The following is a 10,944-nucleotide window of genomic DNA, read 5'->3' on the forward strand; positions in this document are numbered from 1 at the left end:
TAATGGTTTTGACCCTTTGAATAATTGAGTATCTTTGGCACACAAAACAAAAAGGGATGAATAACAAAATAAAAGCTCTGTTGTATAACTTTCTAGGATTTGGTACAATCTTTATAATAGTTTATATTCTACTCATGCATTACTCAGGTCTAACCAGACTTTGGTTACCAATTACCTCCTTTGTTGTAGGAACAATTTTGGCACCAAAATTTCAAGCCATCAAAACCCAAAGCGGAGAAAAGATTTTTATGAAGTGGATATTTATTAAAGGAATTAAGCAGTTGTAGCTATTTCTTTTTTTGATTTTTAGCAGCTTTGGCTTTATTATCTGCTTTGGTATTGGCCTTAACTGTTGATTTGTAAAGCGGAATAAAATAAGAAACCGTATAGTTAAATCCAACCCCAAAATCACCGTTATAAGTTCGGTTAAAGCCCGGAATGTATAGGTTTTCGAAATTACTAGGCTGTTTCTGAGTTACCAATCGGTTTAATCTAAAACTGAAACCTACAAATACATTATTGAATACTTCCGCTTTAACACCGGCCACGACTTCAATCCATTGTGCGGATAATCCTTTGTATTCTTCATTGGGATAAACCGTTGGCGCTTCTCCAAAGTATTGATTATTGGGGTCATAAATTTGATAGCTGTTCAAGGTTTGGCTAAAACTACTCACACCATAGCGCAAACCAACGGAAATAATGTTTTCCATATCCAACCAATTTTGATAATTGTTGTAATCAAAACCTACTTTAATGTAAGTTCCTTTAGTGGTAAAGTTCAATTGTGCATCATCAACGGTTTTGTCTTCGTTTCCAATTTCGGCTGCTAAATAATGCTTACGAGTCAAGCGATAATCGCCTACAATTTCCAATCCTCGATAGTCTTTTTCGTAAAACGAACGGGTAAGTTTGAACAAATCGACACCAAGTCTTAAGCCATAACGCTCCATTTTGGGCGGAATGCTGTCTTTCTTTGCTTTGGTTTCCTTTTGGGCATTGCTCGTTAATGAAAGCAATACCAAAGCAATACTAAAAGTAAATTTTGATATGTACTTCATTTTCAGTTTCAATGTTAGTGGTTTGTATGCTGTAACTTCTTATCCATGGCAAATCGGGTGTCTCGGGTTCAGTTTGGATTACTCCGGCCGGAAAACTTAACAACTCGAAAATAGTTTTATAACCACATGCTCTGGAAACATAAAAGTTTTCACGGGTGTAATTAAATTGAAGAAAATCTTCATTGATTACTAATGGATTAGTACTGGCACTATTTAATATCAGACTGTATTTTGTAATGTCGTCATTGGTTTTCAGGGGTAAATATATTTTACTCACGCCACTGAAAGTTCCTAAAACTAAGTCGCCAATGGCGCCTTCGCCTTTAATTTTTAAACCCGTAACATTTTTGGTGTTCGCCGGACTGGCATCGTCATAAAATTCTAAAACCAATCGAGGTGTAGTTTCATCAATACAAATGTCATCTTTCTCACAAGCGGAAAACGAAATGGCAAGTAAAAACAGTAAAAATATCTTTTTCATATTTGTTTATTTGAGTTTTTATTCCGCTGCGCTCCATACAATTTTGCCATGCCTCGGGTCAGTCTCAGTCTCAGTTTACAGTTTTTATTGCCTACAGCGACTGCTAACTGTAAACTATCTTCTCTCCAAAAGTACAACATTTTCCACGTGATGGGTTTGCGGAAACATATCAACCGGACGAACGCGCGTTACTTTGTATTTTTCATCCATCAAAGCTAAGTCTCGTGCTTGTGTCGCCGAGTTACAACTGACATAAACTACTTTTTCAGGAGCAATTTTCAGGATTTGTTCTACGACGTCTTTGTGCATGCCATCTCTTGGCGGATCAGTGATAATCACATCAGGTTGTCCGTGCTGTGCGATGAAATCGTCGTTGAATACGTTTTTCATGTCACCAACATAGAATTCACAATTGGTAATGCTGTTGCGCTTGGCGTTTTCTTTGGCATCAAAAATCGCTTCGGGAACAGCTTCGACTCCAATGACTTTTTTCGCTTCTTTGGAAACGAATTGTGCAATGGTTCCGGTTCCGGTGTATAAATCGTAAACGACTTCATTGCCGGTCAATCCTGCAAATTCTCGAGTGATTTTGTATAATTCGTAGGCTTGGTCCGAATTGGTTTGGTAGAAAGATTTCGCATTTATGCTAAAGTGTAAACCTTCCATTTCTTCCAAAATATAATCTCTGCCTTTGAACAACTTAATGTCTTGATCATACAAAGTATCGTTAGCTTTGCCGTTAATCACATATTGCAAAGACGTAATTTGTGGAAACGTGGCGTGAATGTGATTCAACAACAATTCGCGTTGCGCTTTATCTTCTTTGTAAAATTGAAGCAATACCATAATTTCTCCGGTAGAAGCGGTGCGAATCATCAGTGTGCGCAACAAACCTTCGTGACTACGGGCATTAAAGAACTCTAAATTATTCTCCGTAGCAAAACGCTTTATTTCATTGCGAATAGCATTCGATGGATCTTCTTGTAAATGACATTTCTCGATGTCTAGTATTTTGTCCCACATGCGCGGAATATGGAAACCTAAAGCATTTTTATTGTCAAACTCAACACCGGATTGGATTTCGGCATCGGTCATCCAACGCGTGTTGGAAAACCCGAATTCCATTTTGTTACGGTAGAAGAACTGTTTTTCCGAACCTAAAATCGGTTCAAAATCAGGCAATTCAATTTTACCAATGCGTTTTAGGTTATTAAAAACTTCTTGGTTTTTGTAAAATAATTGTTTGTCATAGTTCATATTCTGCCATTTGCAACCACCACAAGCACCAAAATGCTGGCAGACTGGTTCCACTCGGTCGGTAGAATACTCATGAAATTTAATGGCTTTACCTTCAAAATAGGCTTTGCGTTTTTTAAGCGTTTGCACATCTACCACGTCGCCCGGAACGACATTGGGTATAAAAATGATTTGACCTTCAGGTGCTTTAGCGACCGATACGCCTTTGGCACCTGCATCTAAAACGGTTATGTTTTCAAAAATGACTTTGTTGGTTTGTTTTCTTCCCATAGCGCAAAAATAAACTATTGGAGAAAACTTAAATGGGATTTAAGAAAAAAATATAAATTAGTGGAAAATTAAAAGTATGCACACCCACTTAGCCCTTCTCCGCGGCATCAACGTCTCCGGTCACAAAATGATAAACATGGTCGCTTTGAAAAAAGCGCTCGAAGGCATTGGGTTTACCAATGTGGTGACGTATATCCAATCTGGAAATGTGTTTGTGGATACTGAAGAGGAAAGTCCTGGGAAAGTTGGGTTTCTAATTAAACAAGAAATTTTCAAAGAATTTGGCCATGATGTTCCGGTGATTGTTATTGGGAAAGAAGATTTGCAGGCATGTTTGGACCGAAACTTATTCCTAAATGACGAAAGTGTCGATTTGAAGAAATTGTATGTGTCTTTTATCTCTTCGGAATTGCCTGAGAATATGATTACCCAACTCAATTTAAATTTTATCAAACCCGATGAAATCCAATTAGACGGTAAAAGAATATATTTAAAATACGATGTTTCTCCGGCCAAAACCAGATTGGACAACAAGTGGATTGAGAAGAGCATGAACGTAGTTTCAACAACTCGAAATTGGAACACGGTAAATAAGTTGTTGGAAATGTTTGAAGAGCGCGAATAGTTGTAATTTAGTCCATAAATAAGCATCATGAGTTCAAAAGTCACTTTTAAAAGCACTATTTCAGGAGTAGAATTTCCGGAACACGAAAGGGTTTGGGGAAAATCGATTCGGACTTCAATCTTCGATTTAATCAAAAAGGATTATCCTGAATTTGATTCCAATGGTTGTATTGCCAATAGCGAACTTAACGTTTACAGAGAAAAATACATTGCCCAATTTCTACAATCAGAAGTAGGTGAGTTGACCGATTTGCATAAAAATGTTATCAAATCATTAACCGATGACAAATCGTTTGTTTCTAAAGTAGAAGACGAAGTCGATAATCGCACTTTCGGTCAAGTCATTGCCGATAAAGTAGCCGATTTTGGCGGAAGCTGGACGTTTATCATTTCGTTTTTCATTTTTATTTTGATTTGGATTGGTTCCAATGTATATATTTTACTGAATAAAGGTTTTGATCCTTATCCGTTTATTTTACTGAACCTGATTTTGTCCTGTTTGGCAGCCTTACAAGCGCCAATCATCATGATGAGCCAAAACCGACAAGAAGAAAAAGACAGAGAACGCGCTAAGAAAGACTATATGATCAACTTAAAATCAGAACTAGAAATCAGAATGCTCGATGAAAAAGTAGACCATTTAATCATGCACCAACAACAAGAGTTAATCGAAATTCAGAAAGTGCAGATTGAGATGATGAATGATATTTTAGAAAGAATCAAGAAATAATTACGAATTTTAAATTACGAATTAGGAATTTATGAAAGAAAATGTGATTCAGATTAAGAGTTATGCTTTTGCAGTTAGAATTGTAAAAGTTTGTCAACGGTTGCGTGAAGATAAAAAAGAGTTTATTTTAAGTAAACAACTTTTGCGCTCTGGAACATCTGAGGGCCAACAATTCGTAATTCGTAATTTATAATTCGTAATTAAATCATACTTTTGCTATTGATAGGGATGATTTCTCTCCAAAAGAAGGAATAATGTTTTATTAAATAACCTATAACGAGATTAGGTTACAAATTTGAATTACAATGTCAGTTTTAGAAAAATTAACTTCAGCAGACGCTATTGCCCTAGAAAACAAGTATGGAGCACACAATTATCATCCGTTACCGGTTGTGTTGAATAGAGGAGAAGGTGTTTATGTTTGGGATGTAGAAGGCAAAAAATACTATGATTTTCTTTCAGCTTATTCTGCGGTAAACCAAGGTCATTGTCACCCGAAAATTGTCGGTGCGATGATGGAACAAGCGCAAACTTTAACGCTTACATCAAGGGCTTTTTACAATGATAAATTAGGTGTTTACGAAGAATTTATCACCAAATATTTTGGTTTTGATAAAGTATTACCCATGAATACCGGTGCCGAAGCCGTGGAAACTGCTTTGAAATTGTGTAGAAAATGGGCTTACGAGAAAAAAGGCATTCCTGAAAATGAAGCACAAATCATTGTTTGCGATGGTAATTTCCACGGAAGAACGACTACCATTATTTCGTTTTCCAATGATGAAAATGCCCGTAAAAACTTCGGACCTTACACCGCCGGATTTATCAAAATAGCTTACGACGATTTGGACGCTTTGGAAAAAGCCATTACGTCTTCAAAAAATATTGCAGGTTTCTTGGTAGAACCAATTCAAGGAGAAGCAGGAGTTTATGTACCAAGCGAAGATTATTTGGCGAAAGCTAAAGCCTTGTGTAAAGCCAATAACGTTTTATTCATAGCCGATGAAGTACAAACAGGCATTGCCAGAACCGGTTCTTTATTAGCGGTTTGTGGCAATTGTACTTGTGAAAATAAATGTGAGAAGCAATCAAGTTATGTAACTCCGGATATTTTAATTTTAGGCAAAGCTTTGTCAGGCGGCGCTTACCCTGTATCAGCAGTGTTGGCCAATGATGTAATTATGAATGTGATTAAGCCAGGACAACACGGTTCAACTTTTGGAGGAAATCCGATTGCTGCAGCAGTTGCTATGGCGGCGATGGATGTGGTTAGCGAAGAACATTTAGCCCAAAATGCCAGAAGATTAGGTGAAATTTTCCGTAGAGAATTAGCTAAATATATTGAGACTTCTAACATTGCTACACTAGTGCGTGGCAAAGGATTGTTGAATGCTGTAGTAATCAATGATACCGAAGAAAGTGATACGGCTTGGAATATCTGTATGAAATTAGCAGAAAATGGTTTGTTAGCCAAACCTACGCACGGCAATATTATTCGTTTTGCACCGCCATTAGTAATGAATGAGGAACAATTACTCGATTGTGTTTCCATCATTATTAATACTTTAAAACAATTTGAAAAGTAAACAATTAACCAATTTATAAACCAATTCAAAACTCTCTTTATTATGGAAGACCAAAACATTTTGACCTTAAATGATTTAGCCATTGATTCATTGCGACAAACCGCCAAATGGACTATGTTTCTATCAATCGTAGGATTTATTTTTATTGGCTTAATGCTGATAGGTGGTGCAATTGCCGTAATTTCATTATCTGCAATCCCTGACGAACCCGATTTTGGCGCTTACAATCCAATGGGTGGATTTAAAAGTTATATCGGAATCATTTATGTTGTCATGGCAGCTCTTTATTTTTTCCCTGTTCTTTATTTGTATAAATATTCAAAAGGAATTAAAGAAGCTTTAAACTTTAACAATAGTGAAGTATTGGCAGAAGCTCTTGAGAATTTAAAATCACATTATAAATTTGTTGGGATACTAACAATTGTTCTTCTAAGCCTTTATGCTTTAATTTTTATTGGAATAATCATATTTGCAGCAAGCATGGCTAGCGGAGCAATGTAATTATACTAAAATATACTTACTGAAAGCCGGCTATTTTAGTCGGTTTTTTTTATTTTTGGAGTATGAAAAAAATAATCCTTCCGTTAATGATTGTCGCGATAGGCATTGGTTTATACGAACAAAGCAAAGAAACTCCCAATCGCTATATCATGATTATCGCGATTGTTATCTTTATGTATGGTATGATGCGATTGAGTGCCAAAACACCAAGTAAACACTCAGAAACAGACGAAGAAAATGATAACTAAAGGCGATAAAGTTTCGGTACTTGACGATGCCATTGATGGCATTGTAGTTGACGTGAAAGGCAATGAAGTAACTATTGAAACTACCGATGGTTTTAATTTGACCTTTAAAAGTAATGAGTTAATCAAAGTTGGGAATACTAGTGATATGAATTTCAGCTTTAATAAAAGTCAAATCATCTCTGAAAAAGAAATCCCCAAACCTAATTATACCAATACCGAAAAGAAGTCTAAAAAAGAAATACCGGTTCCCGATTTTGATTTACACATTGAAAAGTTGGTAAAGAGTTACAAGTCAATGAGTAACTATGATATATTGACATTACAAATCGAAACAGCAAAACGCCACATCGAGTTCGCCATCAGAAACAGAATTCCTAAAATCGTTTTTATTCACGGAGTAGGCGAAGGTATTTTAAAATCGGAACTCGACTTTATGTTGGGAAGATATGACAACGTCACTTTTCAAGATGCGAATTATCAAAAATATGGTCAAGGTGCAACTGAAGTCTATTTCAAACAAAATATAAAATAAAAAAAGTCTCGTGGCATCGAGACTTTTCTTTTAAAACTAACCAAATTATATTTAATCCAAACTTAACTTAAAATTGAATTAAGCAACGCTGCTTTCTGATGTACTAACTTTTTTCAAAAACGATCTGATTAAAACGCTGTTAGTATTGATGCCAGAGTTGATTAAGGCTTTTTTGCTGAAACTTACATTTGATTTGCTACCTGAAGTAGTTTTGTTAGTTCCCATAAACCATACTGCGAAATCCATTGAAGCAATTGTGTTTTCTGTTGTGATAACCATTCCTTTATTTTCAACAATTGAAACTTCAGTTGAAGTGGTCTCAGCTACAGTTGTAGTTTTAACTTCTTGACCAAAAACACCATTGCTTGATAATACTAATAAAACGAATAAAACAAATAATCTAACGTTGGTTACATTTTTTTGAGCTACTGTGTTATTGGTTGTTTTCATAATCGTGTTTTAATTTCTTTCTGATTTCTTGGTCAAAACTACTTCAAGACTATTGGCAACAGAAATTTTTTCGATAACTAACCCCAAAAGTCGTTTAATCGACAAATTCAATGAATTCGGGGGTTTTCAGCGTTTTTATCGTGCAGTTGGTCTATAAAATGTTAAAAAAACGTGTATTTCACCGATGAAAAACCAATAAATTCTATGAACTGCAACATTCAAATCACAAACCTTTGTACAAATGCCAAAAAATGGCAAAATCTTACTAAATTAGCTTCGTATTAAATATTTATCCTCAAAATGAAAGTCGAGCAAAAAGGTCATACCACTATTATTAAAGATACTCATGGGCAAACTCAAGAGTTTCTGTCCAAATTCACTCACGAATACAACAGCTATAAAAACACCAATCTTATTTTAGACTTGACGCATGACAAGCATTTAAAAATGGATGACGTAAAGTCGTTTACCGAATTAATTAAAAACCACCAAAAACAAAAGAAGTCCATAGTGCTTGTAGCTGATAATGTTAACTTTAATGCGGTGCCAAAAAACATCATCTTGGTGCCAACACTTTTAGAAGCACACGATATTATAGAAATGGAGGAAATTGAGCGCGATTTAGGATTTTAAACCATTATGAAATTAACCATATTGGGTTGCTACGCAGCCACACCCAGAACCATAACCAATCCAACTTCACAAATATTAGAAATTCGCAACCGAATGTTTCTAATTGATTGCGGTGAAGGAACACAAGTACAACTGCGCAAAAACAAACTCAAGTTCTCCAAGATCAATCACATCTTCATTTCGCATTTGCACGGCGACCATTTTTATGGATTGGTTGGATTGATTTCTACTTTTATGTTATTAAACCGCCAAACCGACTTACATGTTTACGGACCCAAAGGCATCAAAGAAATAATTCTTTTACAATTGCGGTATTCCAATTCGTTTACCGGTTACAATTTGTATTTTCATGAATTAGAATCCAAAGAAAGCGAAGTGATTTTTGAAGACGAAAAAGTCATAGTCAAAACCATTCCGCTAAAACACCGCGTTTACACCAACGGTTTTTTGTTTCAAGAAAAACCCAAAGAGCGAAAACTCAATGTAGAAGCAGTTGAGAAATATAAAATAGATACTGCCTACTTCAGAAAAATAAAATACGGCGGCGATATTACGCTCGACAACGGAAAAATAATTCCCAATGCTGAGTTGTCATTCGATCCTGAACCGACCAAAAACTACGCCTTTTGCAGCGATACGATGTATGATGAATCCATTATTCCACTAATTCAGGATGTAGACGTTTTGTACCACGAAACCACTTTCCTCGAATCCGAAGCAGATAAAGCCGAGAAAACCATGCACAGCACCGCCAAAGAAGCCGCGAGAATTGCCAAGTTGGCCAACGTCAAACAATTGCTCCTCGGGCACTACAGCACGCGTTACAGCAGCATCGAGTTGTTCAAGGAAGAAGCTGAAACCATTTTCCCAAACGTATTGTTAGGCGATGACGGGAAAGTATTCGATTTTGGATAGGAGCGAAGGGTTCGGGATTTATCGGTGATGGCAATTCCTGCTATCCATTCCAATCTCTTCGAGGATTTCCATTCCTATCAGGGCTAAAAAGTTATCCTTATTTGTTTCTGAAAACTTAGTAACTTTACCACTTACAAGCACAATCTACAATGAAAGACTTAAGCAATTACAGAAAATCATACGAAAAGAGCGAACTCCTGGAAACCAATATTCCAGAAGATCCGATTAACCTTTTCCACAAATGGTTCTACGAAACCGAAGAATTTGGAGGTCCCGAAGCTTCGGGAGAAGAGGTTAACGCTATGACAGTAGCTACGATTGGCTTAGACGGATTTCCAAAGAGTAGAGTAGTGCTGCTCAAAAAATTCAACGAAGAAGGATTCATTTTCTATACCAACTACAATTCCGAAAAAGGAAAAGCCATACTCAACAATCCGAATATTTGTTTGTCCTTCTTTTGGCACAGTATGGAGAGACAAGTAATCATCAAAGGAATTGCCGAAAAAACATCGGAAATCATTTCCGACAACTATTTTGATTCAAGACCTGATGGAAGCAAGTTAGGCGCCATCGTTTCTTCACAAAGTGAAACCATTCCGTCAAGAGAATATTTAGACGAAAAATTAAAAGCACTCGAAAATGAATTTGATGGGAAACCCATTCCAAGACCAGATTATTGGGGAGGTTTTTTAGTGCGTCCGGTTGAAGTAGAATTTTGGCAAGGTCGTCCAAACCGTTTGCATGACAGAATAAGATACACACTCAAAGAAGATTATGTTTGGCAAATCGACAGGCTTTCTCCTTAAATCATATAAATAAAGCTGAAAATTATATAAACCACTCCTCGGAGTGGTTTTTTAGTTTTGTGAATATCAAAAAAAATATCGACGAAATGCATTTAAGTAAGAATTTATCTTATAATATTTGAGTAAACATGTATTTCATCGATTTTATTTGTGTTTTAATCGATGTTTGTGCTAATATTGTCTAACAAAATAAAACAATACGTTCTTAAAAACTATAAAGTGTTTGCCCCACATCTACTTTATTAAAAACTGTCAAAATTAATCGAAATAAAGTGTTTGCCCCACATCTACTTTATTAAAAACTTAACCTACTACTATGAAAGCAAAAATGTTTAGAGCATTGTTGCCCCTAGCAATCGTGTTCACTATGGTATCTTGTTCTTCTGACTCAGAAGGCACTACTGAAGACAAACAAGTTGTAACAACCTACAATTACAACGAGACCGAGTTAAAATTAGTTACACTAATTAACGACTACCGTCAAAGTCAAGGATTAAACACCCTTCAAGTAATCAATCACATCTCTTACAAATCAGAAGAGCACAATTATTACATGATTGAAAAAAATGTGTTTAATCACGATTACTTCCAACAACGTTCTGATAATTTAATCAGAGTATTAGGAGCAGAGAAAGTAGGCGAGAATATCGCTTACAATTATCAAACTGCCGAAAGCGCCTTTGCGGCTTGGTTAAACAGTCCGGCGCACAAAGCTAACATAGAAGGTGACTACACGCACTTTGGAATTTCAGTTACAACAAATCCGGACACCGGAAGAAAATATTACACTAATATGTTAATAAAAAAATAGTTTGATTATTGTTTTGTTTGATTTTGACAGATCGAAAAA

Annotated in this window: 15 protein-coding genes and 1 pseudogene; 12 read left to right on the forward strand and 4 right to left on the reverse strand. The window is 36.0% G+C overall.

The genetic code is table 11. The annotated features are described in order from the left end of the window. The first annotated feature begins 56 nt into the window (after positions 1-56). Complete coding sequence (locus ACK4R1_RS12580) at positions 57-287, forward strand: hypothetical protein (protein ID WP_409687565.1); 231 nt, start codon at positions 57-59, stop codon at positions 285-287. On the opposite strand, the gene ACK4R1_RS12585 is transcribed toward ACK4R1_RS12580, so the two are convergent. From ACK4R1_RS12585 to rlmD, 3 genes are all read right to left on the reverse strand, one after another. Next, entirely contained in the window at positions 288-1,061 is a 774-nt protein-coding gene (locus ACK4R1_RS12585; RefSeq protein ID WP_409687568.1) for a DUF6048 family protein, read from the reverse strand. Further along, positions 1,033-1,542 (reverse strand): DUF6452 family protein, encoded by a 510-nt coding sequence (locus tag ACK4R1_RS12590; RefSeq protein WP_409687571.1) that lies wholly within the window; start codon positions 1,540-1,542, stop codon positions 1,033-1,035. The genes ACK4R1_RS12585 and ACK4R1_RS12590 overlap by 29 nt, the downstream gene beginning before the upstream one ends. Before the next feature lie 114 nt (positions 1,543-1,656). Further along, entirely contained in the window at positions 1,657-3,069 is a 1,413-nt protein-coding gene (rlmD, locus tag ACK4R1_RS12595) for a 23S rRNA (uracil(1939)-C(5))-methyltransferase RlmD (protein ID WP_409687574.1), read from the reverse strand. 76 nt (positions 3,070-3,145) lie between these two features. Between rlmD and ACK4R1_RS12600 the strand changes: the two genes are divergently transcribed. From ACK4R1_RS12600 to ACK4R1_RS12630, 7 genes and pseudogenes are all read left to right on the forward strand, one after another. Next, the gene (locus ACK4R1_RS12600) at positions 3,146-3,694 is read left to right on the forward strand and encodes a DUF1697 domain-containing protein (RefSeq protein WP_187660355.1); all 549 of its coding nucleotides are present in this window, start codon (positions 3,146-3,148) and stop codon (positions 3,692-3,694) included. Between the two features lie 27 nt (positions 3,695-3,721). Then, positions 3,722-4,423, forward strand: coding sequence for a DUF1003 domain-containing protein (locus ACK4R1_RS12605; RefSeq protein ID WP_409687577.1), 702 nt, complete (start codon positions 3,722-3,724; stop codon positions 4,421-4,423). 31 nt (positions 4,424-4,454) lie between these two features. After that, positions 4,455-4,589, forward strand: a pseudogene (locus ACK4R1_RS12610) (four helix bundle protein); the annotation flags it as partial. A gap of 139 nt (positions 4,590-4,728) precedes the next feature. Beyond that, positions 4,729-6,009: an ornithine--oxo-acid transaminase gene (rocD, locus tag ACK4R1_RS12615; protein ID WP_409687580.1), complete on the forward strand. Its 1,281-nt coding sequence runs from the start codon at positions 4,729-4,731 to the stop codon at positions 6,007-6,009. Positions 6,010-6,051: 42 nt separating this feature from the next. Continuing rightward, the gene (locus tag ACK4R1_RS12620; protein ID WP_409687583.1) at positions 6,052-6,510 is read left to right on the forward strand and encodes a DUF5362 family protein; all 459 of its coding nucleotides are present in this window, start codon (positions 6,052-6,054) and stop codon (positions 6,508-6,510) included. A 62-nt stretch (positions 6,511-6,572) separates the two neighbouring features. Further along, a complete protein-coding gene (locus ACK4R1_RS12625; protein ID WP_409687586.1) occupies positions 6,573-6,758 on the forward strand; it encodes a hypothetical protein in 186 nt (61 codons plus the stop codon). After that, the gene (locus tag ACK4R1_RS12630; protein ID WP_409687589.1) at positions 6,748-7,290 is read left to right on the forward strand and encodes a Smr/MutS family protein; all 543 of its coding nucleotides are present in this window, start codon (positions 6,748-6,750) and stop codon (positions 7,288-7,290) included. Before ACK4R1_RS12625 ends, ACK4R1_RS12630 begins: the two co-directional genes overlap by 11 nt. A gap of 78 nt (positions 7,291-7,368) precedes the next feature. On the opposite strand, the gene ACK4R1_RS12635 is transcribed toward ACK4R1_RS12630, so the two are convergent. Further along, entirely contained in the window at positions 7,369-7,740 is a 372-nt protein-coding gene (locus ACK4R1_RS12635; protein ID WP_409687592.1) for a hypothetical protein, read from the reverse strand. Between the two features lie 300 nt (positions 7,741-8,040). Between ACK4R1_RS12635 and ACK4R1_RS12640 the strand changes: the two genes are divergently transcribed. The 4 genes from ACK4R1_RS12640 to ACK4R1_RS12655 all read left to right on the forward strand — a co-directional run bounded on the left by ACK4R1_RS12640 (position 8,041) and on the right by ACK4R1_RS12655 (position 10,905). Then, positions 8,041-8,373 (forward strand): ribonuclease Z, encoded by a 333-nt coding sequence (locus ACK4R1_RS12640; RefSeq protein WP_409687596.1) that lies wholly within the window; start codon positions 8,041-8,043, stop codon positions 8,371-8,373. A 6-nt stretch (positions 8,374-8,379) separates the two neighbouring features. Then, a complete protein-coding gene (locus ACK4R1_RS12645) occupies positions 8,380-9,288 on the forward strand; it encodes a ribonuclease Z (protein ID WP_409687599.1) in 909 nt (302 codons plus the stop codon). A 149-nt stretch (positions 9,289-9,437) separates the two neighbouring features. Further along, positions 9,438-10,094 carry a pyridoxamine 5'-phosphate oxidase gene (pdxH, locus tag ACK4R1_RS12650; protein WP_409687603.1) on the forward strand — a complete coding sequence of 219 codons (657 nt, stop codon included), beginning with the start codon at positions 9,438-9,440 and terminating at the stop codon, positions 10,092-10,094. Between the two features lie 316 nt (positions 10,095-10,410). Continuing rightward, positions 10,411-10,905 (forward strand): CAP domain-containing protein, encoded by a 495-nt coding sequence (locus tag ACK4R1_RS12655; protein ID WP_409687606.1) that lies wholly within the window; start codon positions 10,411-10,413, stop codon positions 10,903-10,905. Positions 10,906-10,944 lie beyond the last annotated feature (39 nt).

The organism is Flavobacterium sp. (assembly GCF_046293665.1).
In the GTDB taxonomy this organism is placed as follows: Bacteria; Bacteroidota; Bacteroidia; order Flavobacteriales; family Flavobacteriaceae; genus Flavobacterium.

Excerpts from the sequence above, each read along its gene's own strand:
- ACK4R1_RS12625 (WP_409687586.1), top strand. The coding sequence starts at position 6,573 with ATGAAAAAAATAATCCTTCCGTTAATGATTGTCGCGATAGGCATTGGT.
- ACK4R1_RS12580 (WP_409687565.1), top strand. The coding sequence starts at position 57 with ATGAATAACAAAATAAAAGCTCTGTTGTATAACTTTCTAGGATTTGGT.
- ACK4R1_RS12635 (WP_409687592.1), bottom strand. The coding sequence starts at position 7,740 with ATGAAAACAACCAATAACACAGTAGCTCAAAAAAATGTAACCAACGTT.
- ACK4R1_RS12585 (WP_409687568.1), bottom strand. The coding sequence starts at position 1,061 with ATGAAGTACATATCAAAATTTACTTTTAGTATTGCTTTGGTATTGCTT.
- rocD (WP_409687580.1), top strand. The coding sequence starts at position 4,729 with ATGTCAGTTTTAGAAAAATTAACTTCAGCAGACGCTATTGCCCTAGAA.
- ACK4R1_RS12620 (WP_409687583.1), top strand. The coding sequence starts at position 6,052 with ATGGAAGACCAAAACATTTTGACCTTAAATGATTTAGCCATTGATTCA.
- ACK4R1_RS12655 (WP_409687606.1), top strand. The coding sequence starts at position 10,411 with ATGAAAGCAAAAATGTTTAGAGCATTGTTGCCCCTAGCAATCGTGTTC.
- ACK4R1_RS12590 (WP_409687571.1), bottom strand. The coding sequence starts at position 1,542 with ATGAAAAAGATATTTTTACTGTTTTTACTTGCCATTTCGTTTTCCGCT.
- ACK4R1_RS12640 (WP_409687596.1), top strand. The coding sequence starts at position 8,041 with ATGAAAGTCGAGCAAAAAGGTCATACCACTATTATTAAAGATACTCAT.
- ACK4R1_RS12630 (WP_409687589.1), top strand. The coding sequence starts at position 6,748 with ATGATAACTAAAGGCGATAAAGTTTCGGTACTTGACGATGCCATTGAT.
- pdxH (WP_409687603.1), top strand. The coding sequence starts at position 9,438 with ATGAAAGACTTAAGCAATTACAGAAAATCATACGAAAAGAGCGAACTC.
- ACK4R1_RS12600 (WP_187660355.1), top strand. The coding sequence starts at position 3,146 with ATGCACACCCACTTAGCCCTTCTCCGCGGCATCAACGTCTCCGGTCAC.
- rlmD (WP_409687574.1), bottom strand. The coding sequence starts at position 3,069 with ATGGGAAGAAAACAAACCAACAAAGTCATTTTTGAAAACATAACCGTT.
- ACK4R1_RS12605 (WP_409687577.1), top strand. The coding sequence starts at position 3,722 with ATGAGTTCAAAAGTCACTTTTAAAAGCACTATTTCAGGAGTAGAATTT.
- ACK4R1_RS12645 (WP_409687599.1), top strand. The coding sequence starts at position 8,380 with ATGAAATTAACCATATTGGGTTGCTACGCAGCCACACCCAGAACCATA.